18 protein-coding genes and 1 tRNA gene are annotated in these 21137 nt (G+C 63.5%); 13 read left to right on the forward strand and 6 right to left on the reverse strand.

The window, feature by feature from the left end:
* The first annotated feature begins 292 nt into the window (after positions 1–292).
* The 5 genes from LHFGNBLO_RS08820 (at position 293) to LHFGNBLO_RS08840 (ending at position 6382) form a co-directional block, all read left to right on the forward strand.
* Positions 293–1525: a 3-methyl-2-oxobutanoate dehydrogenase (2-methylpropanoyl-transferring) subunit alpha gene (locus LHFGNBLO_RS08820; RefSeq protein ID WP_258605942.1), complete on the forward strand. Its 1233-nt coding sequence runs from the start codon at positions 293–295 to the stop codon at positions 1523–1525.
* Between the two features lie 2 nt (positions 1526–1527).
* Positions 1528–2541 carry an alpha-ketoacid dehydrogenase subunit beta gene (locus LHFGNBLO_RS08825; RefSeq protein ID WP_258605944.1) on the forward strand — a complete coding sequence of 338 codons (1014 nt, stop codon included), beginning with the start codon at positions 1528–1530 and terminating at the stop codon, positions 2539–2541.
* 17 nt (positions 2542–2558) lie between these two features.
* A complete protein-coding gene (locus tag LHFGNBLO_RS08830; protein ID WP_258605946.1) occupies positions 2559–3863 on the forward strand; it encodes a dihydrolipoamide acetyltransferase family protein in 1305 nt (434 codons plus the stop codon).
* A 199-nt stretch (positions 3864–4062) separates the two neighbouring features.
* Positions 4063–5457 carry a dihydrolipoyl dehydrogenase gene (lpdA, locus tag LHFGNBLO_RS08835; protein ID WP_258605947.1) on the forward strand — a complete coding sequence of 465 codons (1395 nt, stop codon included), beginning with the start codon at positions 4063–4065 and terminating at the stop codon, positions 5455–5457.
* 52 nt (positions 5458–5509) lie between these two features.
* On the forward strand, positions 5510–6382 hold the full coding sequence (locus tag LHFGNBLO_RS08840) for a putative rhamnosyl transferase (RefSeq protein ID WP_258605949.1): 873 nt from the start codon (positions 5510–5512) through the stop codon (positions 6380–6382).
* A 188-nt stretch (positions 6383–6570) separates the two neighbouring features.
* Here the strand turns inward: LHFGNBLO_RS08840 and LHFGNBLO_RS08845 are convergent, their stop codons facing one another.
* Positions 6571–7674: a saccharopine dehydrogenase family protein gene (locus tag LHFGNBLO_RS08845; protein ID WP_258605951.1), complete on the reverse strand. Its 1104-nt coding sequence runs from the start codon at positions 7672–7674 to the stop codon at positions 6571–6573.
* A 155-nt stretch (positions 7675–7829) separates the two neighbouring features.
* Here LHFGNBLO_RS08845 and LHFGNBLO_RS08850 point away from each other — a divergent pair, with 155 nt between their 5' ends.
* On the forward strand, positions 7830–8276 hold the full coding sequence (locus tag LHFGNBLO_RS08850) for an Lrp/AsnC family transcriptional regulator (RefSeq protein WP_258609656.1): 447 nt from the start codon (positions 7830–7832) through the stop codon (positions 8274–8276).
* Positions 8277–8407: 131 nt separating this feature from the next.
* Here the strand turns inward: LHFGNBLO_RS08850 and LHFGNBLO_RS08855 are convergent.
* Positions 8408–8482: transfer RNA gene (locus tag LHFGNBLO_RS08855), tRNA-Gly, on the reverse strand.
* Between the two features lie 217 nt (positions 8483–8699).
* Here LHFGNBLO_RS08855 and LHFGNBLO_RS08860 point away from each other — a divergent pair.
* From LHFGNBLO_RS08860 to LHFGNBLO_RS08875, 4 genes are all read left to right on the forward strand, one after another.
* Positions 8700–9197, forward strand: coding sequence for a prolyl-tRNA synthetase associated domain-containing protein (locus LHFGNBLO_RS08860; protein ID WP_258605952.1), 498 nt, complete (start codon positions 8700–8702; stop codon positions 9195–9197).
* An 86-nt stretch (positions 9198–9283) separates the two neighbouring features.
* A complete protein-coding gene (gene trxA, locus LHFGNBLO_RS08865; RefSeq protein ID WP_258605954.1) occupies positions 9284–10279 on the forward strand; it encodes a thioredoxin in 996 nt (331 codons plus the stop codon).
* A gap of 405 nt (positions 10280–10684) precedes the next feature.
* Positions 10685–11356: an LON peptidase substrate-binding domain-containing protein gene (locus LHFGNBLO_RS08870; RefSeq protein ID WP_258605955.1), complete on the forward strand. Its 672-nt coding sequence runs from the start codon at positions 10685–10687 to the stop codon at positions 11354–11356.
* A 198-nt stretch (positions 11357–11554) separates the two neighbouring features.
* Positions 11555–11797 carry a Trm112 family protein gene (locus LHFGNBLO_RS08875; RefSeq protein WP_258605957.1) on the forward strand — a complete coding sequence of 81 codons (243 nt, stop codon included), beginning with the start codon at positions 11555–11557 and terminating at the stop codon, positions 11795–11797.
* A 51-nt stretch (positions 11798–11848) separates the two neighbouring features.
* Here LHFGNBLO_RS08875 and LHFGNBLO_RS08880 read toward each other — a convergent pair whose 3' ends face one another.
* Genes LHFGNBLO_RS08880 through LHFGNBLO_RS08890 form a run of 3 tightly spaced genes read right to left on the reverse strand, consistent with a single transcriptional unit; the run spans position 11849 to position 17587 of the window.
* Entirely contained in the window at positions 11849–15169 is a 3321-nt protein-coding gene (locus LHFGNBLO_RS08880; RefSeq protein WP_258605959.1) for an error-prone DNA polymerase, read from the reverse strand.
* Positions 15166–16641 (reverse strand): DNA polymerase Y family protein, encoded by a 1476-nt coding sequence (locus LHFGNBLO_RS08885; RefSeq protein ID WP_258605960.1) that lies wholly within the window; start codon positions 16639–16641, stop codon positions 15166–15168. Before LHFGNBLO_RS08885 ends, LHFGNBLO_RS08880 begins: the two co-directional genes overlap by 4 nt.
* Positions 16583–17587 (reverse strand): ImuA family protein, encoded by a 1005-nt coding sequence (locus LHFGNBLO_RS08890; protein WP_258605961.1) that lies wholly within the window; start codon positions 17585–17587, stop codon positions 16583–16585. The genes LHFGNBLO_RS08885 and LHFGNBLO_RS08890 overlap by 59 nt, the downstream gene beginning before the upstream one ends.
* A 392-nt stretch (positions 17588–17979) precedes the next feature.
* Here LHFGNBLO_RS08890 and LHFGNBLO_RS08895 point away from each other — a divergent pair, with 392 nt between their 5' ends.
* A complete protein-coding gene (locus tag LHFGNBLO_RS08895; RefSeq protein WP_258609657.1) occupies positions 17980–18312 on the forward strand; it encodes a DUF2493 domain-containing protein in 333 nt (110 codons plus the stop codon).
* Positions 18313–18579: 267 nt separating this feature from the next.
* On the opposite strand, the gene LHFGNBLO_RS08900 is transcribed toward LHFGNBLO_RS08895, so the two are convergent.
* Positions 18580–19212 (reverse strand): LysE family translocator, encoded by a 633-nt coding sequence (locus LHFGNBLO_RS08900; protein ID WP_258605963.1) that lies wholly within the window; start codon positions 19210–19212, stop codon positions 18580–18582.
* A 154-nt stretch (positions 19213–19366) separates the two neighbouring features.
* Here LHFGNBLO_RS08900 and LHFGNBLO_RS08905 point away from each other — a divergent pair, with 154 nt between their 5' ends.
* Together LHFGNBLO_RS08905 and LHFGNBLO_RS08910 are read left to right on the forward strand one after the other, a co-directional pair.
* Positions 19367–19789: a metallopeptidase family protein gene (locus LHFGNBLO_RS08905; protein ID WP_111544069.1), complete on the forward strand. Its 423-nt coding sequence runs from the start codon at positions 19367–19369 to the stop codon at positions 19787–19789.
* Between the two features lie 157 nt (positions 19790–19946).
* A complete protein-coding gene (locus tag LHFGNBLO_RS08910; RefSeq protein ID WP_258605965.1) occupies positions 19947–20996 on the forward strand; it encodes a GlxA family transcriptional regulator in 1050 nt (349 codons plus the stop codon).
* Positions 20997–21137: the final 141 nt, after the last annotated feature.

Genomic DNA, 21137 nt, shown 5'->3' on the forward strand with positions numbered 1-21137 from the left:
TCGCCAACCTTGGCGCCTCTCCTCCGGAGGCGTGAAAGAGAGGCGAGGAACCCGGTCTTGCAACCAATTACCTTATCTGGCCGGAAACCTTGCTCAACCTTGCGCCAAATTGCGCGCCCTTGCCCAACATCGACAAGAAATTTCGCAGACATATCTTCATCTTGTGCGCGGGAGGCTACGTCGGCCGGCGGGGCCGGGACCGACGACCGAAGGCTTGCTCAACGAATTGACACTGGTCTGGCGGCGCAGATGTGCAAATATCCTGGCCAGGCAACATTGGAGGACCAAGGTCATGGCCGATGCTGGAATGTTGCGCTTCCATGTTCCCGAACCGGAGGTGCGGCCGGGCGGGACGCCTGACTTCTCCAACGTGCCCATCCCCAAGGCGGGCTCGGTGCCGCGCCCCGAGATCGATGTCGACCCGCGCACCATCCGCGACCTGGCTTTCTCGATCATCCGCGTCTTGAACCGCAGCGGTGAAGCCGTCGGGCCCTGGGCCGGGCTGCTTTCCGATGACGAGTTGCTGGCCGGCCTGCGCCACATGATGACGCTGCGCACCTTCGATGCGCGCATGCAGATGGCGCAGCGCCAGGGCAAGACCTCGTTCTACATGCAGCATCTGGGCGAGGAGGCGGTGGCCTGCGCCTTCCGCAAGGCGCTGGCGCCGGGCGACATGAACTTCCCGACGTATCGCCAAGCGGGGCTGCTCATCGCCGGCGGCTACCCGATGGTGACGATGATGAACCAGATCTATTCCAACGAAGCCGATCCGCTGAAGGGCCGGCAGCTGCCGGTGATGTATTCGTCGAAGGAGCATGGCTTCTTCTCTATCTCCGGCAATCTGGCGACGCAGTATATCCAGGCGGTCGGCTGGGCGATGGCTTCGGCGATATCAAACGATTCCCGCATCGCGGCGGCCTGGATCGGCGACGGCTCGACCGCTGAATCCGACTTCCATTCGGCGCTGGTCTTCGCCTCGACCTACAAGGCGCCGGTCGTGCTCAATGTCGTCAACAACCAGTGGGCGATCTCGACCTTCCAGGGCATTGCCCGCGGCGGCTCCGGCACCTTTGCCGCCCGCGGGCTCGGCTTCGGCATCCCGGCGCTTCGCGTCGACGGCAACGACTATCTCGCTGTCCATGCAGTGGCGAAATGGGCGGCGGAACGGGCGAGCAAAAACCTCGGGCCGACGCTGATCGAATATGTCACCTACCGCACCGGGGCGCATTCGAGTTCCGACGATCCGTCTGCCTACCGGCCGAAAACCGAGTCCGCCGCATGGCCGTTGGGCGACCCGGTCATCAGGCTGAAGAACCATCTTATCGCGCGCGGCGTCTGGTCGGACGAGCGGCATGCCCAGGCCGAGGCGGAAATCCTCGACATGGTGATTGCGGCACAAAAGGAAGCCGAGAGCCACGGCACGCTGCATGCCGGCGGCAAGCCGTCGACGCGCGACATGTTCGAAGGCCTCTACGCCGAGATGCCGCCGCATTTGCGGCGTCAGCGCCAGCAGGCAGGGGTCTGACCATGCCAAGACGGACAATGATCGAGGCCATCCGCGACGCCATGGACGTATCGATGGCGCGCGACGAACGTGTCATCGTGTTCGGCGAGGATGTCGGCTTCTTCGGCGGTGTCTTCCGCTGCACGCAGGGCCTGCAGGCCAAATACGGCAAGAGCCGCTGCTTCGATGCGCCGATCAATGAATCCGGCATCGTCGGTTCGGCGATCGGCATGGCCGCCTATGGGTTGAAGCCGTGTGTGGAAATTCAGTTTGCCGACTACATGTACCCGGCCTACGACCAGCTGACGCAGGAAGCGGCGCGGCTTCGCTATCGCTCGAACGGCGATTTCACCTGTCCGATCGTGGTCAGGATGCCGACCGGCGGCGGCATCTTTGGCGGTCAGACCCACAGCCAGAGCCCGGAAGCATTGTTCACGCATGTCTCCGGCCTGAAGACGGTGGTGCCATCCAACCCGCATGACGCCAAGGGCCTGCTGATCGCCGCGATCGAAGATCCCGACCCGGTGATCTTCCTGGAGCCGAAGCGGCTTTACAACGGGCCCTTCGACGGTCATCACGACCGTCCGGTGACGCCGTGGTCGAAGCATGAGCTCGGCGAGGTCGCCGACGGCCACTACACGGTCCCGCTCGGCAAGGCGGTGATCCGGCGGCCGGGGGCAGCGATCACCGTGCTTGCCTATGGCACGATGGTCTATGTTGCCCAGGCTGCCGCCGAAGAGACGGGCGTCGACGCCGAGATCATCGATCTCAGGACGCTGCTGCCGCTCGACCTCGAGACCATCGTTGCCTCGGTGAACAAGACCGGGCGCTGCGTGATCGTGCACGAGGCGACGCTGACCTCCGGTTTTGGCGCAGAGCTTTCCGCTTTAGTGCAGGAAAACTGCTTCTACCGTCTGGAAGCGCCGGTTGCCCGCATCGCCGGCTGGGATACGCCTTATCCGCATGCGCAGGAGTGGGACTATTTCCCTGGCCCCGCGCGGGTCGGCCGCGCTCTGCTCGAAACCTTAGAAGCCTAGAGTTGGGGAGTCCTGAGATGGGCGAACACATCATCAAGCTGCCCGATGTCGGCGAGGGCGTGGCCGAGGCCGAACTGGTCGAGTGGCATGTCAAGGTCGGCGACCTGGTGCGCGAGGACGCGGTGCTGGCCGCCGTGATGACCGACAAGGCAACGGTCGAGATTCCCTCGCCCGTCGATGGCGAGATTCTCTGGCTCGGTGCCGAGATCGGCGACACGGTGGCGATCGGCTCGCCGATCGTTCGCCTGAAAGTGGCCGGCGAAGGCAATGTCGCCCCGGGTGCAGAAGCGCCCGTCAAGGCCGAGCCGCCGGTGAAGCTCAGCAGCCCCAAGCCCGAAGCGGCTTCGGCACCGTCGCCCGAGGCAGCCGCAGCGCCGGCGAAACCTGTGCCAGCTCCGGCTGCTCCAAAAAGCACGTCGCAGACCTCCGTCTCCGGCGCGCCGCGCCCCGAGGGCGAAAAGCCGCTGGCCTCGCCGGCGATCCGCCTGCGGGCAAAGGAAGCCGGCATCGACCTGCGGCAGGTTGCGGGAACCGGTCCGGCCGGCCGCATAAGCCATGAGGACATCGAGGCCTTTCTGAAGCGTGGGCCGCAGGTGGCGAAGGTTTCCGGCCTCGCCCGCAACGATGCGGTCGAGGACATCAAGATCATCGGGCTGCGGCGCAAGATCGCCGAGAAGATGACGCTGTCCAAATCGCGCATCCCCCACATCACCTATGTCGAGGAGATCGACGTCACCGCGCTCGAAGATTTGCGCGCCGCGCTCAACAAGGAGAAGCGCGCAGACCGGCCGAAGCTGACGCTGCTGCCGTTCCTGATGCGGGCGATGGTCAAGGCGATTGCCGCTCAGCCCAATCTCAACGCGCTGTTCGACGACGAGGCCGGCATCGTCCACCAGCATGGCGGCGTCCATATCGGCATCGCCGCGCAGACGCCTTCGGGGCTGGTGGTGCCCGTGGTCAAGCATGCCGAGGCGCGCGACATCTGGGACTGCGGCGCCGAGGTCAACCGGCTCGCCGAAGCGGCGAAGTCCGGCACGGCGACGCGGGACGAGCTTTCGGGATCGACTATCACCATCACCTCGCTCGGTGCCATGGGCGGCGTGGCGACCACACCGGTGATCAATCATCCCGAAGTGGCGATCATCGGCGTCAACAAGATGATGGTGCGCCCGGTGTGGGACGGCACGCAGTTCATCCCGCGCAAGATGATGAACCTGTCCTCCAGCTTCGACCACCGCGTCATCGACGGCTGGGATGCGGCGGTGTTTGTCCAGCGGATCAAGACGCTGCTGGAAACGCCGGCGCTGATTTTTGTGGATTGAGGGTGATGAGAATGGTCGCCAGAGCCCCCTCACCCGGATTGCCAACCGAATTGCAAATGCAATTCGGGGCAATCCGACCTCTCCCCGAGGGGAGAGGAGGTCGCCGGCGCTGGCGCCAGCCTCTTCTCCCCAGCGGGGAGAAGGTGGCCGCGGAGCGGCCGGATGAGGGGGCCCTTCTTCGCCAAGAGAGCGTATCGACATGAAAGAAATCTCCTGCAAGCTGCTCGTCATCGGCGCCGGTCCTGGCGGCTATGTCTGCGCCATCCGTGCCGGCCAGCTCGGCATCGACACGGTGATCGTGGAAGTCGGCAAGCCGGGCGGCACCTGTCTCAATGTCGGCTGCATTCCCTCCAAGGCGCTGATCCATGCGGCGGAAGAATTCGAAAAGGTTTCCCATATGGCCGGCGGCAAAAGCCCGCTCGGCATCACGATCTCAGCACCTGCCCTCGATCTCAGCAAAACCGTCGCCTGGAAGGATGGCATTGTTAGCCGGCTGAACAGTGGCGTCGCCGGCCTGCTCAAGAAGGCCAAGGTCAAGACCGTGCAGGGCTGGGCGACATTCCGTGACGGCAAGACCGTCGAGGTCGAGACCGAGATCGGGGTGCAGGTGATCCGTGCCGAGACGGTGGTGATCGCGACCGGCTCGGCGCCGGTCGAGCTGCCGTTCCTGCCGTTCGGCGGATCGGTGATTTCATCCACCGAGGCCTTGGCGCTTGCCGAGGTGCCGAAAAAACTTGCGGTCGTCGGTGGCGGCTATATCGGGCTGGAGCTCGGCATTGCCTTTGCCAAGATGGGCGCAGAGGTGACCGTGGTCGAGGCGTTGCCGCGCGTACTGGCGCAATACGACGCCGAGCTGACACGGCCGGTGGTGAAGCGGCTCGCCGAACTCGGCATCGAGGTGCTCGTTGGCGCCAAGGCCAAGGGGATTTCGACCAAGGGCGATGCGTTGCTGGTCGAGACGGCTGACGGCAAGAGTGCCAAGATCGCTGCCGACAAGATCCTGGTCACGGTCGGGCGCAAGCCGGTGACCGAGGGTTGGGGGTTCGAGCAGATCGACCTCGACCGCGCCGGAAAGTTTATCCGTATCGACGACCAGTGCCGCACCTCGATGCGCGGCATCTTTGCAATTGGCGACGTCACCGGTGAGCCGATGCTGGCGCACCGGGCGATGGCGCAAGGCGAAATGGTGGCCGAGATCGTCGCCGGCCACAAAAGGAGCTGGGACAAGCGCTGCATTCCGGCGGTCTGCTTCACCGATCCGGAGCTGGTCACCGCCGGCCTGTCGCCTGAAGAGGCAAAGGGTCAGGGCGAGATCAAAATCGGCCTGTTTCCCTTCGCCGCCAACGGCCGCGCCATGACCAAGCTTGGCGAGGAGGGCTTTGTCCGGGTCGTGGCCCGGGCCGACAATCACCTCGTGCTCGGCATCCAGGCCGTCGGCCAGGGCGTGTCGGAACTGGCGGCCGCCTTTGGGCTGGCGCTGGAAATGGGCGCAAGGCTGGAGGATATTGCCGGCACCATCCATGCGCATCCGACGCAGGGCGAGGGGTTCCAGGAAGCGGCGCTGAAGGCGTTGGGGCACGCGCTGCATATTTAGGGGACGAGCCGTCGGTTGTCGCAAATCGGCAGAATGTACTAAGTGTCTGTCGATGGGCACCGGACTGAAGAAATACATCGCCATACGCTACAACATCGCCGCCCGCTTCAAGCCGAGCCAGTGGGATGGGAAGGGCCGCGCCAATCTCGATCCCGTATGGCTGGTCGAGCGGCTGGCGTTGTTCGACACCTATTGCGCGCCGTCCCTTGAAGGCCAATCGCTGAAGGATTTTACCGTCCTGGTCGCGTTCGATGCCGATACCCACGAGAACTACGTCAGGACAGTGTGCAATTGTGCGACCGGTGTCGACGTCAAGCCGATCCTTGTCGAGGCTGGCGAGGACCACAATGATCGCTTCAATGCGTTCGTCCAGGCCGACACCGATGCCGAGTTTGTCGCGCTCACGCGGCTCGACAGCGACGATGCGCTGGCGCCGACCTTCATGGAGCGGGCCGATCACTATGCCCGCACGGAGATCGCCAAAGGCGCGGTGGATCTGCAACCTTTGTATATTGCCTTTCCGCACGGCCACAATTTTCACGTGGCGACCAATCTCTATACGCACCACGACTATGTGACTTCGGCATTCGGAACGCTGGTCGAAAAGAGATCGCCGTCGATGAGCGGCATCTATGGTGCGCACCACGCGAAGATGGCGACGATCCACAACACCGTCGTGGCGGCGTCGAAGGGTGCGCAATGGTGCATTGTCATTCACGACAACAACGCCGCCAATGTGTTGAAGGGAAAGCCCGTCGCGGAGCCATCTTTCACCGTCGGGCGGCCCGGCGCCGGAACAAAGTCTGGAGAGCCTGGTCGAAAAGGGGCTGTGCCGGGACCGGCGGCGCGGTCCGGCATGGCGCCGCGGACAGCGGACAATTTCTTCCGGTTTCTGCTCGGACGACCGATGCTGCTGCGGAAGTAGGCTGGAAGGCGCCGCCCTTGGAGCGCGTGATCTCCCCCCTTGAGGTGGAGATGGCCGGCAGGCCAGAGGGGGTCGGTCTGACTGGATGCGACCTTCCTTGCGGCATATGGAGGTTAGCGCTCTACGCGCGGCGACCCCCTCTGTCGCCTTCGGCGACATCTCCCCCTCAAGGGGGGAGATTATGCTGCTCAGCTCGCGAGCCGGCTCACCATCTCGTGCTGCGCATAGGCCCGGCCAAACCGGTTGGCCAGAAACGCGTCCAGCGCAATGTCTTCCTGCTTGATGAAGCCCGTTGCCGGCAGGGTTCCGTCGGCGAGCATGTCGAGCACGGCGCAGATGCCGGACGCCGTGGTGATCTGGATGGCGCTGCGCACCACATCGCCGACGCGCTTGGAGTAGATCTTGTTGGCGTAGGTTTCCTGCAGCAGGCGGCCGTTCTTGCGGCCACTGACGGTGACGAAGACGATGACCACGTCCTGCAGCGTTGCCGGCAGGGCGCTCTCAAAAATGTCCTTCAGCACGTCGCGGCGGTGGCGCAGGCCGAGGTCGTTGAGCAGCGCCTTCATGATCGCTGCGTGGCCGGGGTAGCGGATGGTGCGGTAGTTCAGCGTGCGCACCTTGCCCTTCAGGGTCTCTGCCAGCGTGCCGAGCCCTCCGGACGTGTTGAACGCCTCGTAGGTGACGCCGTCGAGCGAAAATTCCTCGCGCTCTTCCAGCGGCGGCACTTCGATCAGTTCGCCTTCGACGATGGCTTCGCAAGGCTCGCAATATTCGTTGATGACGCCGTCGGTGCTCCAGGTCAGATTGTAGTTCAGCGCGTTCGACGGGTATTGCGGCAGCGCGCCGACCCGCATGCGCACGCTTTCCAGCGTGTCAAAGCGGCTGGCGAGATCGTTGGCGACGATCGAGATGAAGCCCGGCGCCAGGCCGCATTGCGGGATGAAGGCGCTCTTGGCCGCGCGCGCCAATTCCTTGACGCGCCTGGTGCTGACGACATCCTCGGTCAGGTCGAGATAATGCACGCCGGCACTGGCCGCCGCTTCGGCGATGCGTGTGGTCAGGTGGAAGGGTGCTGCGCTCAGCACAGCGAATTTGCCGGCCAAGGCCGCTTCGAGGGCGCCAGCGACTTCGATGTCGAGCTCCAGCGTCGCCACCGCGACCGGCAGTTCGGCCGAGCCGAGCTGCGCCGCCGAGCGGTCAATGAGGGTGACATGATAGTCACCGGTGACGGCCAGCATCTCGGCAATGGTCGAGCCGATTTTTCCCGCGCCAACGACAACAATTTTCTTCATGACCGATTCCCTCGCCTTGAATGAACAAGGCGATAGAATCGCAGCTTGCCTGTCGAAAGGAAGCGTGAAATTGTTCGAAACGAAGCCTCTCTTTGGTCAATATGCCGATAGGATTCGTCGAAATGCTTAGCGACGCCGAACAAGCCCTGTTTTCCATGCTGGGCGGCAATGCCCGCGCATCAACCGCCGATCAGGCCCTGCTCTCCCTGCTGCGCACCAATGCACGCGCCTCGACTGCCGAACTGGCGCGGCAGCTCGGCGTGTCGCGCACGACCGTGCAGAGCCGGATCGAACGACTGGAACAGCGCGGCATCATCACCGGCTATGGCGTCAGGCTTGCGCCCGACTATGAACAGGGGCTGGTGCGGGCGCATGTCCTGCTCACCGTTACGCCCAAGCTCGCCGACAGAGTGGTGCGCAGCCTGCAGGCTTTGTTGCCGGTGCGGACGCTGCATTCGGTCAGCGGCAATTTCGACATGATCGTCATCGTCGACGCGCCGTCGATCCGGGACCTCGATACGCTTCTCGATGAGATCGGTGCGATGGAGGGGGTCGAGCGGACGTCGTCCTCGATCATCCTGTCGACGCGGATCGACCGCTGAGCGAGCCTGAGCCCTTCAGCTCACGTGCCAGAAATACGATCGCGTGTAACGGGAGGCGGCCGTGACCAACCGAAAACGAAAAAGCCGCGGCGAACCGCGGCTTTTCGATGCTTGTTTCCCCGAAGGGAAATTGGAGCGGGTGAAGCGATTCGAACGCTCGACCCCAACCTTGGCAAGGTTGTGCTCTACCCCTGAGCTACACCCGCTCGCACGGCTTTTTGGGCCGCAAGCCGAGCTTATATGGCCGAAGAGCGTGGCGATTGCAACAGGGAATTCGCAGGCCTTCCACCGCACCGAGCGGCGCGGACAAGCGTTTTGGATCACGCGTGGCGACCGCAAGGATGGCCTTGTTGCGCGGCGGTCTTGTCTCAGCGGCATCATTGGCCGTAAACGGCAAGCCTGAACCGACAGAGAAGAACACCGATGCCGAAGACCGAAGCCGAACTTTTCGCCTTTCTCGCCCAACTTGGGATCGCCGTTTCGACGCGGCGCCATCCGGCGCTGTTCACGGTTGCCGATTCGCAGGCGCTGCGCGGGGAAATCGCCGGCGGGCACACCAAGAACCTTTTCCTCAAGGACAGGAAGGACAATTTCTTCCTGGTCAGCGTCGGCGAAGAGGCGGAGGTCGACCTCAAGCAGATCCACCATGTGATCGGCGCTGCCGGGCGTGTCTCCTTCGGCAGGCCGGAGATGCTGATGGAGTTGCTCGGCGTGGTTCCGGGTGCGGTCACGGTTTTTGGCCTGATCAACGATACGGCGCGAAGGGTCAAGGTGGTTCTCGACCAGGAGTTGATGGCGCATGCGGTCATCAACGCCCATCCGCTGACCAATGAGGCGACAACGTCGATTGCCGCCGCCGACCTGATCAAATTCGTCGAGGCAACCGGGCACGATGCTGTTATCTTGAAAGTCTCGGCATGATCGCCACATGGATGACGAAACTGGCTTTGTAAAAAAGGACGTTGCGCCGATCCGCTGGCCGGTGGTGCAACCGAAAGGGTGACGACATGAGTGATAGCAAGCCGTTTGGCGGCTCATTTGGCAGCAATGGCGGCCAGTATGCCACGTCAGTGCAGTATGGCGGAACCGAACCAGCACGGCCGAAAGTCGCCGTTGGCGAGGCGCCGGCCACTGACGTCATCAAGGACACGACGACCGCGGCCTTTGCCGCAGACGTCATCCAGGAATCGCGCCGGCAGCCGGTGCTGGTCGATTTCTGGGCGCCGTGGTGCGGCCCTTGCAAGCAGCTGACCCCGTTGCTGGAAAAGGCGGTGAAGGCCGCCGGCGGCAAGGTCAAGCTGGTCAAGATGAACATCGACGATCATCCGTCGATCGCCGGCCAGCTCGGCATCCAGTCGATACCGGCGGTGATTGCCTTCAAGGACGGCCAGCCAGTCGATGGCTTCATGGGCGCCGTCCCCGAGAGCCAGATTGCCGAGTTCATCACCAAGGTCGGCGGCAAGGGCAACGGAGCGCCGCCAGTGGCCGAGGCGCTCGCAGCGGCAGCGGAGGCGCACGCCGCCGGCGACATGCAAACCGCGGCGGATATTTACGACGCGATCCTGGAACAGGCGCCGGAGACGATCGAGGCGATCGCCGGGCTCGGCGAGCTGTTGTTCGAGGCCGGCGATGCAGCCGGCGCCGAGGAGGTTCTGGCGCGGGCGCCGGAAGCAAAGAAGGATGCGCCGCCGATCGCCGCGCTGCGCGCCAAGATGGCGCTGGCCGTGCAAGCGGCAGCGCTTGGCAATCCGGCCGAGTTCGAACAGCGTCTGGCCGCCAATCCCGGCGATCATCAGGCACGCTTCGATCTTGCCATGATCCAGAACGCCCGGGGCGAGCGGACGCAGGCCGCCGACAATCTGCTGGCGATCATCAAGGCCGACCGCGCCTGGAATGACGACGGCGCCAAGACCCAGTTGCTGCAGTTTTTCGAGGCATGGGGCATGACCGACGAGGCGACGCTGGCGGCACGGCGCAAACTGTCGTCGCTGCTGTTTTCCTAGAGCCTGTTCCATCCCGATAGAATCGGGATGGGGCTCTAACTTTTTTGTTTGAGCATGATCTTTTCCGAAAACCGGATACCACTTTTCGCTTACGCGGACCTTCGGTTCGGGATCATGCTCTAAAGCCGTTCGCCGGCTGTTTTTGTCAAACGGCCTTGCGGCTGGCGGCGGCTGCGCCAGATTAATGCATGTCGCCCAAAAGTGCGCAGCGGTTTTGGGACAACGACATGCCTAAAGACAAAAACTTAGCGCGTCGCCTGATCCGTTTCAACGCGACGCGCTTTAGATGCCAAGAGCCGGGCCGGACCGATCCTTTTCCCAGTGGCATGGCTTGCGCCAGTTGGATTGCGATCGGCGAAATTCCGGTTTGACGGGGCTTCCTGGCGAAGCGATCGGAGGATTGAGGTGCAGGTCGGAAACGCGCACTACCGGCTCGGCAAGGATTTGCCGTCAACCATCGCGATCTTTCCGCTCGAAGGGGCGCTGCTGCTGCCTGGAGGTCGCATGCCGCTCAACATCTTCGAGCCGCGCTATCTGCAGATGGTGGATGAGGCCATTGCCGGATCGCGGCTGATCGGCATCATTCAGCCGCGCCTCGATGGCGCCTTGCGCGCCGACGGCGAGCCGGAGCTGTGCAATGTCGGTTGCGCCGGGCGCATCATCTCGCTGGCCGAGAGCGGCGATGGCCGTTATCTGATTTCGCTGCAGGGCGTGTGCCGGTTCCGGGTCGCGCACGAACTTCCGGCAAAGACGCCGTTTCGCCAATGCAAGCTGGCGCCTTTTCTCACCGATCTCGAAGAAGACCCGGCGGGGAGCGAGGTCGACCGACCTTCCCTGCTCAAGGCGTTTCGTGCCTATCTGCAGGCCAATGATCTGGAAGCCGACTGGGAAAGCGTCAGCCGCGCCGAAAATGCCATGCTGGTCAATGCTCTGTCGATGATGGCGCCCTATGGGCCGGCCGAGAAACAGGCGCTGCTCGAAGCGGCGGATCTGAGGACGCGGGCAGAGACGCTGATCGCCATCACCGAAATGGCGCTGGCGCGTGAGAATGAGGACTTTGGCTCGAGCCTGCAGTAGGTAAGATGCGTGGATATTCAGGTGATCGGCCTGCGAACGACCGATACCTGCGCTTCCGGTGCTCACGTACTTCAAGTACGCTCCGCTCCGGTTCTCGGTATCAGCCATTTTGGTCGCTCAGCGCCCGTCCTTGACTCCGGCTCGGCCTGACCTGAATCTCGACGCATCTTGGGCTGGTGAGTGGCCGGGAGAGGAACGATGGCGGCGGATGGGCGTGACGGAAAGAAGACCAATGTCGATCCCAAGCTGCTGGAACTCCTGGCATGCCCGCTGACCAAGGGGCCGCTGGCCTGGGATCCGGAACGCGGCGAGCTCATCTCCAGGGTAGCAAAGCTTGCCTATCCGGTGCGCGACGGCATCCCGATCATGCTGCCCTCGGAGGCACGGACGATTTCGGCTGAGGACGTGCTGTCGCCGCCGCGTTTGAGCGGGCCTGCTTGAACAGCGGGTGTCTTCTGCCGACTAATGGCATTGGGAGAAGGGGGCGATGCTCTATTGAAAATTGCGTCCCTTGGGCATGACCTTTTCCGCCTCTCCCGATAACGTCGCGATATCCTGTCTGATCGGTGCGCTCCGTATAGCCGTTGGGCTTTGATCGGCGAACGGCGGCGTGTCTGCGCCGACCTTCTCCAGCAGCACGGTCAACCAGGGCGTCAGATCCTCGATCTTTTCGGCGACGATGTGGATGACATCCGATTCCGACTGCAATTTTCCGGTGACGCGGACGAACCGCGCGCCCATGACAATGGGCCGAAAACGGTCGAAGGTTCTTTGCCAGAAAATGACGTTGGCGACGCCCTTGTCGTCCTCCAGCGTCAGGAAAATGGCATTGCCCTTGCCGGGCCGCTGGCGCACCAGCACGAGGCCGGCGACCGAAACCCGCCTGCCATCGCGCACCGACCCCAGCCGGGCATTGGGCGTGACGCCGGAGCGATCCAGCCGCTCACGCAGAAAGGCAACCGGATGCGCCTTCAGCGACAGGCCGAGCGAACGGTAGTCATGGATGACATGCTCGCCGAGCGGCATTGTCGGGAGCTTCGTCTCGGGCTCCAGTTCGCGCAGGCGGATCGCCGGCTGGTCGAATAGCGGCAGCTTTTCGGTGGCACTCTTGCCGTCGAGCGCGCGGACTGCCCACAGGGCCTCGCGGCGGTCGAGGCCGAGCGAGCGGAAAGCGTCGGCCTGCGCCAACCTTTCGATTTCGTCGACGTCGAGGCCGGAGCGCAGCCAGACATCCCTGACGGTTGCGTAACCGGAACCGCGTCGCTCAACGAAAGCGTCCATGCGTTCTTTCGACAGGCCCTTGATCTGGCGGAAACCAAGCCGCACGGCATGGTTGGTCAGGATGACGCCGCGCATTTCGGCATGGCGTGGGAGGATGCGGGCCAGGTCGAAAGGTGCTTTTTCCAAGGTGCAGTCCCAGACGGAGAAATTGACGTCGACCTCGCGGATGTCGACGCCATGGTCGCGCGCGTCGCGGACAAGCTGGGCCGGCTGATAAAAGCCCATCGGCTGGGAATTCAGGATCGCGACGCAGAACACGTCGGGATAGAAGGTCTTGAACCAGCAGGAGGCATAGACCAGCAGCGCGAAGGACGCGGCATGGCTTTCTGGAAAGCCGTATTCGCCAAACCCCTCGATCTGCTTGAAACAGCGCTCGGCGAAGCCCATCTCGTATCCTCTTTTCATCATGCCATCGACCATGCGCTGGCGGTAATTGCCGATGGTGCCCGTGCGCTTGAAGGTGGCCATGGCGCGGCGCAATTCATCGGCCTCGCCCGGCCTGAAGCCGCCGGCGACGATGGCGATCTTCATCGCCTGTTCCTGGAACAGCGGCACGCCCAGCGTCTTGCCGAGAATCTTTTCCAGCTCCGGCTTGGGGTATTCGGCTTTCTCCTTTTCTTGCCGGCGGCGCAGATAGGGATGCACCATGTCGCCCTGGATCGGGCCGGGCCGCACGATAGCCACCTCGATGACAAGGTCATAGAATGTGCGCGGCCTGAGCCTCGGCAGCATCGACATCTGGGCCCGCGATTCGATCTGGAAGACGCCGAGCGTGTCGGCGCGGCAGATCATGTCGTAGACGCGGTCATCCTCCGGCGGCAGGGTGGCCAGCACATAGGGCCGGCCATATTCATCCCGCGCATCGGGATAATGGTCCTGCAGGAGCGTGAAGGCGCGCTTGAGGCAGGTCAGCATGCCGAGCGCCAGAATATCCACCTTGAGGATCTTCACCGCGTCGAGATCGTCCTTGTCCCACTCGACCATCTTGCGCTCGTCCATCGCCGTCTTGACGATGGGAACGATCTCGTCGAGCCGGTCCCTGGTGATGACGAAGCCACCGACATGCTGCGAGAGATGGCGGGGAAAACCCATGATCTCGTTGGCGTGGGCGAGCACATGCCGCGTCGACGGGTCGGCCCGGTCGATACCGCCGGCCTTTGCTTCCTTCTCGCCAAGCTCGGAGGTCGACCAGCCCCAGATCGAGCTGGACAGCGCCCCTCGGACATCGTCGGACAGACCCATCGCCTTGGCGACTTCGCGCAGTGCGGAGCGGCCGCGATAGCTGACGACGGCGGCGGCCAGCGCGGTGCGCTTGGCGCTGTATTTGTTGTAGATGTACTGCATGACAATCTCGCGCTTTTCATGCTCGAAGTCGACGTCGATGTCGGGCGGCTCGTTTCTTTCCTCGGAGATGAAGCGTTCGAACAGCGTGTCGATCCGGTCGGGTCCGACTTCGGTGATGCCGATGCAGAAACAGACGATCGAATTGGCGGCGGAGCCGCGCCCCTGGCAGAGGACGTCCTGGCTGCGGGCATATTTGACGATGTCGTAGACCGTCAGGAAGTAGCGCGCGTAGTTCAGGCGCTCGATCAAGGCGAGCTCTTCCTGGATGCGCTGGATTACGGAAGCAGGGACACCCGCCGGATAGCGCGTGGCGGCCCCCTCCCTGGCCAATCGTTCGAGCTCGGCCTGCGGCCCGAGTCCCGATTCCGTTGGCTCGTCGGGATAGTTGTACTGGAGGTCGCTGAGGGAGAAGGTCAGTTCGCCGGCAAAGCGTTGCGTCTCCATCAACGCCTGCGGATGGCGACGGAAAAGGCGGGCCATCTCCAGCGGCGGTTTTAGATGGCGCTCGGCATTGACCGTCAGCTCCATCCCGGCCTCGGCGACGGGAACGTTGAGGCGGATAGCCGTCAACACGTCCTGCAGCGAGCGCCGTTCTGCCGTGTGATAAAGAACGTCGTTGGTCGCCATAAGCGCCATGCCGGTCACTTCCGACAGGCCTGCAGCCTGCTCGATCCTGAAGCGGTCGTTGCCGCGATAATCCGGCGCCACACCAAGCCGCAAATTGTTGCCGAAGCGGCCCTTGAGTTGGCGCAGCAGGGCCAACCCGTCATCCACGCCTGCCGTCAAATCGGGCAGGATCGCCAGCGACATGAGGTCGCCCCATTCGAGAAGGTCATCGCGCGTGAGAAGGGTCGCCCCCTTCTCGTTCTCGTCGCGCAGATTGGCCTGGGTGAGCATGCGGCAGAGATGCCCCCAGCCCTTGCGGTCCTGCGGATAGGCGAGAACGTCAGGCGTGCCGTCGCCAAAAACCAGCCGGCAACCAGGATGATAGGAAAGATGCTCGACCTTGGCCTGCTGCCAGGCGCGGACGACGCCGGCCACCGTGTTGCGGTCGGCAAGGCCGATCGCCGAAAATCCGAGAAGCTTTGCCGCGACCACCAGTTCCTCGGGCTTGGAGGCGCCGCGCAGAAACGAGAAATTCGACTGGATGCCGAACTCGGCATAGGGAACGATGGTCAGCGCGTTCATGCGAAGACACCATGCATGTACCAGCGTGGCGAAGGTTGTCCGGCGCCATAGAGGCCCTGGCGGTAGAGCCAGTAACGGCGGCCGTCGCTGTCCTCGATGCGGAAATAGTCCCGGGTCGGTGCGTCTTCCTGGCCCTGCTGCACGCGCCACCATTCCGAGGCAATGCGTTCCGGACCTTCGGCGCGGGCGACACGATAGAGTGCGCGGCGCCAACGAAAGTTCATCGGCGGCCCCTCGGGCATTTCGGTGGCCGGCACCTCGATCGGCTCGGGCGAGCGGAAAAGCCGGATCGGCCGCTCCGGCCGGAAGATTGTCGTCGGTGCTTTCATCCGCTCCGGCTTTTTCGGCGGCGTGGTCCTTTGCGGCGCCTCGGTGAAGGGCAGCGTGGCGACGGCGCGCTCCGGCAGATGGCTCTCGACGGCGACCGGTCTCAGAACCGCACTGTTGCCGAGCCGGGCGCGGATGCGGTCGGCGAACAGCGCGATATCGGCGCCGTCGTCTTCGGTCTCGCCGGTGAGGTCGGCCTGCTGCATGTCGAAGGCGGCGGCCGAGAGCACCGAAAGGCGCACGAGATCGAAGCCATAGCCGGCATCGATATCCTGTTCGAGCGCGGCCAGCCTTTCGTGAAAAAGCCTCTGGATCAGCAGCGGTTCGCGCAGGGGACGCGAGGTGCCGACGGCGATGCGGCTGACGGCGCCGTCGACGCGAAACAGCAGCAGCGCCAGCGTCCTGGCGCCCTCGCCACGGCGCTCGAGGTCGGTCTTCAGCGTCATTGCCAGCAGCCGCACCAGCCGCTCGATTTCGTCGGTCAGCATGACGGGCTCGCAAAGATGGCGTTCGACCGAAAGCGGCGCCACCGGCAGGCGCGGCGACACGGCCTCATCGAGGCGGCCAAGCGCCTGGTCGAGGCGCAAAAGCAGCGACGCGCCGAAGCGGCGGGCAAGCGGCGCGCGCGGTGCGGCCATGACGGCGCCGGCCGTGCGCAGGCCAACGCTTTCCAGGCTGGTGCGGATTTCCGGGTCGATGCGCAGCGCTGACAGCGGCAAGGGCGCGAGCAGCGCGTCTTCCTCGCCCGAGGCGACGATAAGGTCGCCGGAGAACCGCGCCGCCGCCCAGGCAGCGCCCGGTGTGGCGGCAAGGCCGGCGCGAACATCAAAACCCTGATGGAAAAAGCGCGACAGGATGTCGTCCAGCATCGCGCGTTCGCCGCCGAAGAGATGGGTGCAGCCGGTGACGTCGAGAAACAGGCCGTCGGTGCTGTCCAGCGCCACCAGCGGGGTATAGCGGTCGCACCAGTCGGCGAGGCCTTCGAGCAGGCGGCGGTCGGCTTCCGGATCGGCTTCGACGATGTCGATCGATGGATGCATGGCGCGCGCATCCGCTATGCCCATGCCGCGCTTCAGATGCAGCGCCTCAGCCCGCTCGTCGAGAGCTGAGATGCGCTGGGCGTTGCGGTCGCGATGGCTGATCACCAGGGGCAGGTGATCCGACGGTCGGGAACGCCAGGACCGCCCCAGTCGCTGCCGCAATATCCTTTCGGCGGCCAGATGCGGGAACCACAGCGACAGAATCCTCTGTCCGTCTTTCCTCAAAAGCGTGTTCATCGGGGTTCCACTCCAGTGTGAATTGGCCGGGCAAGGCCGTTCGGCTCTTGCCGATGCTGACGGTGAAGGCGGGACGGCCGATCGAGCCGGCCAGCGGCCCGGCGATCGTGCTGCGCGGTGCTGCCGGCGCCGACGACAGGATGAGGCGCACGGGTGCGGCCGTCGGTTCGGCCTCGGCGGCCTGCCGCAGCAGGAACACCGGCCGACCGGCGCTCTGCGCCCGGGCATGCAGCCGCCTTGTCGCGGTGAGATCGAGCCGCTGCGGACTGCCACGGATTTCAAGGATGACGGCGGCCAGCGCCGTCATCCGGGCGGCCTCCTCGGCAACCCACAACGCGTCGACAAGTCTTGGCACCTCGGAAAACAGCAATTGCTCCGGCTCGATGCCGAAGCAGGCATGAAGCCCCCCGGCATAGGGAAAGCCGGCCTCGCGGAAGATTTCCGTGGTGCCGATCCAAAGGACCGGCAGTCGCGGCCCCTGCTTGAGGATCAAGCTGACAAGCGACAAGGCAAAGCCGGCGACGGCCCCGGCATCGCGGGTCTCGGTGCCATGGATCTCGCTGAGTGCTGCTTTCGGCAAGCCACCGCTCAAGGCGGCGTCGAGGCGCTCGGCGCCGGTGCGCAGAAATGCATCCTGCGTTGCTGCGGCAATGCCGCGACGGACAATCGTGACATCGGTGTTGGCGGTGACATCAGCGGCGTCAAGCGACGAGCCGGCCGGCGCCTCCAGGCGCTCCGGCAGCGTTCCCTCGATCTTCGCGATCTGGCGGCGCAGGGCAAAAACAGTCTCCCGCGCCACGGCGGTCATCGCCATGACGGTCAGCTTCCACTCACAATTGTTCCTGTTATGTTCCTATAGATTCCAGAGGCGGCCGGAAGAGTCAAGCAGAGTCATGTGGAATTTATTCCTAGCTGTACCGTTGACATCACAAAACACGCGCGGGCATCATTGTTCGTTCAGATGCCGTTGACCTTTGTGGCTCACTCGGACGAAGCGCCCGAAAAATCGACGTAGACTCAAGTGGAGGGCTATAGAGAGCTGGTAGCAACCCATTTCGAATCGATCGCCGAAAGATTGTCTAGACGCTTCTTCGATGTCGGCAATCCAGCGCTGCTCAAGGTCTTCGCGAGTCGTCATCCCGGTTCCTAAATCATGCCTCGATTGGAGTATGGCATCTGATTTCATCAGAGAAAATCGTAAGCGGTCTGAAACTCGCTGTCGTCGGAAGCCGGAGCTTTTCCGATAGCCGGTTGATGGCCGAAATCCTTCAGGAACTTGCGCCCTCGCTGGTTATTAGCGGCGGCGCCGAGGGCGCGGACTCATTGGCGGAAGCATGGGCGCGGCAGCACGAAGTCGAGACGCAAATCTTCCTGCCCGATCACGCGCATCATCGCCGTCCGTACCACCATCGGAATCGGTTGATTGCGGAAGCCTGTGACGAACTGATCGCCTTTTGGGACGGTCAATCGACCGGCACGCGACATACGATCAATTATGCGCGCAGCATCGGCAAGCCAGTGAAAATCGTGCGATTTTAGATCTTGGCTTGGCTGCCCTTCGATGGGCGGCGCTTCTTCTGTTGCGCTGGCACACCTATCGGAGGAGCCATGCTCTTGAGCGGCGGGGGGGTGTTCACGCAGCGGAGCAGAATTCTGCACCGCAGAAGCGCTCTGAAGTCGTGGCATGGATCCTGGGGTCTGCGCTGCGTCGCTGCGCTCCTTGCTCCGCCCCAGGATGACGAAGTGATAGGCGCTTTCGCTATTCGTCAAGGTATGCGGTCCGTCAACGCAAGCCATCCGACCCGGTTAGCGTTGGCCACCAAAGGCCAGCCGAGCCGCAAGCCCGGCAAAGACGGTTCCCAGCAGGATCTGAGGCGCCCGCTGAAACCGCGTGCGCCTCGACAGTGCCGCACCGATGCGGCTTGCGGTCAGGATGACCAGGCCATTGACCATCAGCCCGATCAGATTGAGCACGGTCGCCAGCACCAGTATCTGCGCCGCGACGGAACCGGCCTGCGGCTGCACGAACTGCGGGAAAAGCGCCAGCACGAACAGCGCCATCTTCGGGTTGAGCAGGTTGGTCAACAACCCCTGCAGGAATATGCGGGTTTGCGAATAGCGCGGCAGGCCGGCGACCGGCGCAAGGACTGCTCCATCGGAGCTGAACGCTTTCCAGGCGAGATAGGCGAGGTAGGCCGCGCCAGCATAACGGACGATGTCGTAAGCGATGGGAGCGGCAAGGAACAATTGCGACAGGCCGAAGGCGGCGGCAAGCGCATGGCAATAGGTGCCGGCGGCGATGCCGGCATAGGTCGCCAGGCCCGCCGCGCGTCCCTGGCTGGCGCTGCGGGATGCGATCAGCAGCATGTCCGGCCCCGGCGTCGCGGTCAAAGCGAGGCAAGCAATCGCGAAAAGTCCAATGGTGGAAAGGTCCGGCATGAGAGCTCCTGTTACATGGCCGGAACTGACCCGTACGCGATTCCCCGGAATCGGCAAAGAACCTGAAACAGGAAATCAACCTGCATCTCCAGATTGCTTCGTCATTTGCCGATTCCTGAGGGAAAGCCTATATGCCGGGATCAAAGGACAAAGCATGGCCCGCATCTACAAGACCCGCACCTGGCACGACGAACTCTCGCCCTCGATGGAGGAAATGGAGTTCCTGGCGCTGGAGGCGTACGCGCATCTGCCGGAGGATTTTCGCAAGCTGACCGGCGAGATCGTCATCCAGATCGCCGAATTCCCGACCGACGAGATCATGGACGACCTGTCGCTGGAAACGCCCTTCGACCTGCTCGGCCTGTTCGAGGGACGCGGCATCGCCGAGCGCTGGAATCCGCAGACTGGCGAGGGGCCGAACCGCATCACGCTCTACCGCCGCGCCATCCTCGACTACTGGTCCGAGAACGAGGAGACGCTGGGCGACATCGTCACCCATGTGCTCATCCATGAGATCGGCCACCACTTTGGTCTCTCAGATGATGACATGGAGAAGATCGAAGAGGCGGCGGAGTAGACGGATTCCTCCGTCAGGCTCCCAGTGAACCTACGCCAGGCGACCTCCATTCGTCGGGCCACGAATCCGCGTCATTTCGACAACCGGACTCCTTGAACTGTTCGCACACCTCGTGAAATGGTAGCCTTCATTTGGCCTGAAACGGTGCAAATCAGACATGAAGCGACGCAAGCCCGACGATAGCGGTCCCCTGTCGGTTGCGATTGTCGCAACGCCGGAGGCGGCAGCCTCGGTGGTCTACGGCATCTACGAAGTCATGTCCTCGGTAGGGCTCGCATGGCAGCTCTTGCACCGGCAGAGCCCCGCGCCGGTCTTCAAGCCGGTTGTGCTTTCCATGGTCGGTCAACCGTTCCGTACGTTCAACGGCGCGACAATCCACCCCAACGGCCGATTTGGCGATCATCCGTCGCCCGACATCGTGATCATACCGGACCTGGCGGTCATGCCGGGCGAACCCGTGCCCAACACCTATTCCGCCATCGCCGACTGGATCGGCGGAGCCCACGCCAACGGCGCCATTGTGTGCTCTGTCTGTACGGGTTCAACTCTGCTTGCTCTGACCGGCCTGCTCGATGGAGAAGATGCAACCACCCATTGGGCGTGGGAGAGCGATTTTCGCAGCCGGTTTCCCCAGGTCAAACTGCGAAAGGAGCGCGTGCTGGTGCCGGCCGGCGAAGGTCACCGCATCATCACAGCCGGCAGCACGACGTCCTGGCACGACCTGCTGCTCTATCTCATCGCGCGCGTCCACAGCCTGGAGGAGGCGCGTCGCATCGCGAAGTTCTTCCTTCTGCAGTGGCATGCGGACGGGCAGCTTCCGTTCGCATCCCTCACGGTCACGCGCCAGCACAAAGACCCTCTGATCGCGGCCGCGCAACTCTGGGCAGCCGACAATTATGCAAGCATGAATCCGGTCTCGGCGATGGTCGAGCAGAGCGGGCTTACCGAGCGCAGCTTCCTGCGTCGCTTTCGGGCCGCCACCGGCCAATCACCCGTTGAATATGTCCAGACGCTGCGCATCGAAGAAGCCAAGCACCTTCTCGAAGCCACCGACATGCTGCCGGACGACATAGCGGGCGAGGTTGGTTACGCCGAGGCGTCGAGTTTCCGCCGCTTGTTCAAGCGACTTGTAGGTCTTTCGCCAGCCGCGTACCGCCGCCGCATGCTTCCGCCCCCGTCTGCGTTTTTCCAGGCTCCCGCCGGATAGAAGATTGCGCAGGCCCATCTGCAGCATGAAATCGGCCTGCGCGCCAACGTGTCCGTTTCGGACCGTTTCCTTCCAAACCTGACCTGTTCGCCAAAGCGCCTCCCGCATAGACACCAGCCACCCAAGTGGAACCCGGCTCAC

Source organism: Mesorhizobium sp. AR10, assembly GCF_024746795.1.
Taxonomy (GTDB): domain Bacteria; phylum Pseudomonadota; class Alphaproteobacteria; order Rhizobiales; family Rhizobiaceae; genus Mesorhizobium.

What these genes read in the sequence shown, in the direction of transcription:
- LHFGNBLO_RS08905 (WP_111544069.1), top strand. Translation starts at nt 19,367, where the DNA reads ATGGCCCGCATCTACAAGACCCGCACCTGGCACGACGAACTCTCGCCC.
- LHFGNBLO_RS08825 (WP_258605944.1), top strand. Translation starts at nt 1,528, where the DNA reads ATGCCAAGACGGACAATGATCGAGGCCATCCGCGACGCCATGGACGTA.
- LHFGNBLO_RS08890 (WP_258605961.1), bottom strand. Translation starts at nt 17,587, where the DNA reads ATGGCGATGACCGCCGTGGCGCGGGAGACTGTTTTTGCCCTGCGCCGC.
- LHFGNBLO_RS08830 (WP_258605946.1), top strand. Translation starts at nt 2,559, where the DNA reads ATGGGCGAACACATCATCAAGCTGCCCGATGTCGGCGAGGGCGTGGCC.
- LHFGNBLO_RS08900 (WP_258605963.1), bottom strand. Translation starts at nt 19,212, where the DNA reads ATGCCGGACCTTTCCACCATTGGACTTTTCGCGATTGCTTGCCTCGCT.
- LHFGNBLO_RS08850 (WP_258609656.1), top strand. Translation starts at nt 7,830, where the DNA reads ATGCTGGGCGGCAATGCCCGCGCATCAACCGCCGATCAGGCCCTGCTC.
- LHFGNBLO_RS08875 (WP_258605957.1), top strand. Translation starts at nt 11,555, where the DNA reads ATGGCGGCGGATGGGCGTGACGGAAAGAAGACCAATGTCGATCCCAAG.
- LHFGNBLO_RS08910 (WP_258605965.1), top strand. Translation starts at nt 19,947, where the DNA reads ATGAAGCGACGCAAGCCCGACGATAGCGGTCCCCTGTCGGTTGCGATT.
- LHFGNBLO_RS08845 (WP_258605951.1), bottom strand. Translation starts at nt 7,674, where the DNA reads ATGAAGAAAATTGTTGTCGTTGGCGCGGGAAAAATCGGCTCGACCATT.
- LHFGNBLO_RS08820 (WP_258605942.1), top strand. Translation starts at nt 293, where the DNA reads ATGGCCGATGCTGGAATGTTGCGCTTCCATGTTCCCGAACCGGAGGTG.
- LHFGNBLO_RS08860 (WP_258605952.1), top strand. Translation starts at nt 8,700, where the DNA reads ATGCCGAAGACCGAAGCCGAACTTTTCGCCTTTCTCGCCCAACTTGGG.
- trxA (WP_258605954.1), top strand. Translation starts at nt 9,284, where the DNA reads ATGAGTGATAGCAAGCCGTTTGGCGGCTCATTTGGCAGCAATGGCGGC.
- LHFGNBLO_RS08880 (WP_258605959.1), bottom strand. Translation starts at nt 15,169, where the DNA reads ATGAACGCGCTGACCATCGTTCCCTATGCCGAGTTCGGCATCCAGTCG.
- LHFGNBLO_RS08840 (WP_258605949.1), top strand. Translation starts at nt 5,510, where the DNA reads ATGGGCACCGGACTGAAGAAATACATCGCCATACGCTACAACATCGCC.
- lpdA (WP_258605947.1), top strand. Translation starts at nt 4,063, where the DNA reads ATGAAAGAAATCTCCTGCAAGCTGCTCGTCATCGGCGCCGGTCCTGGC.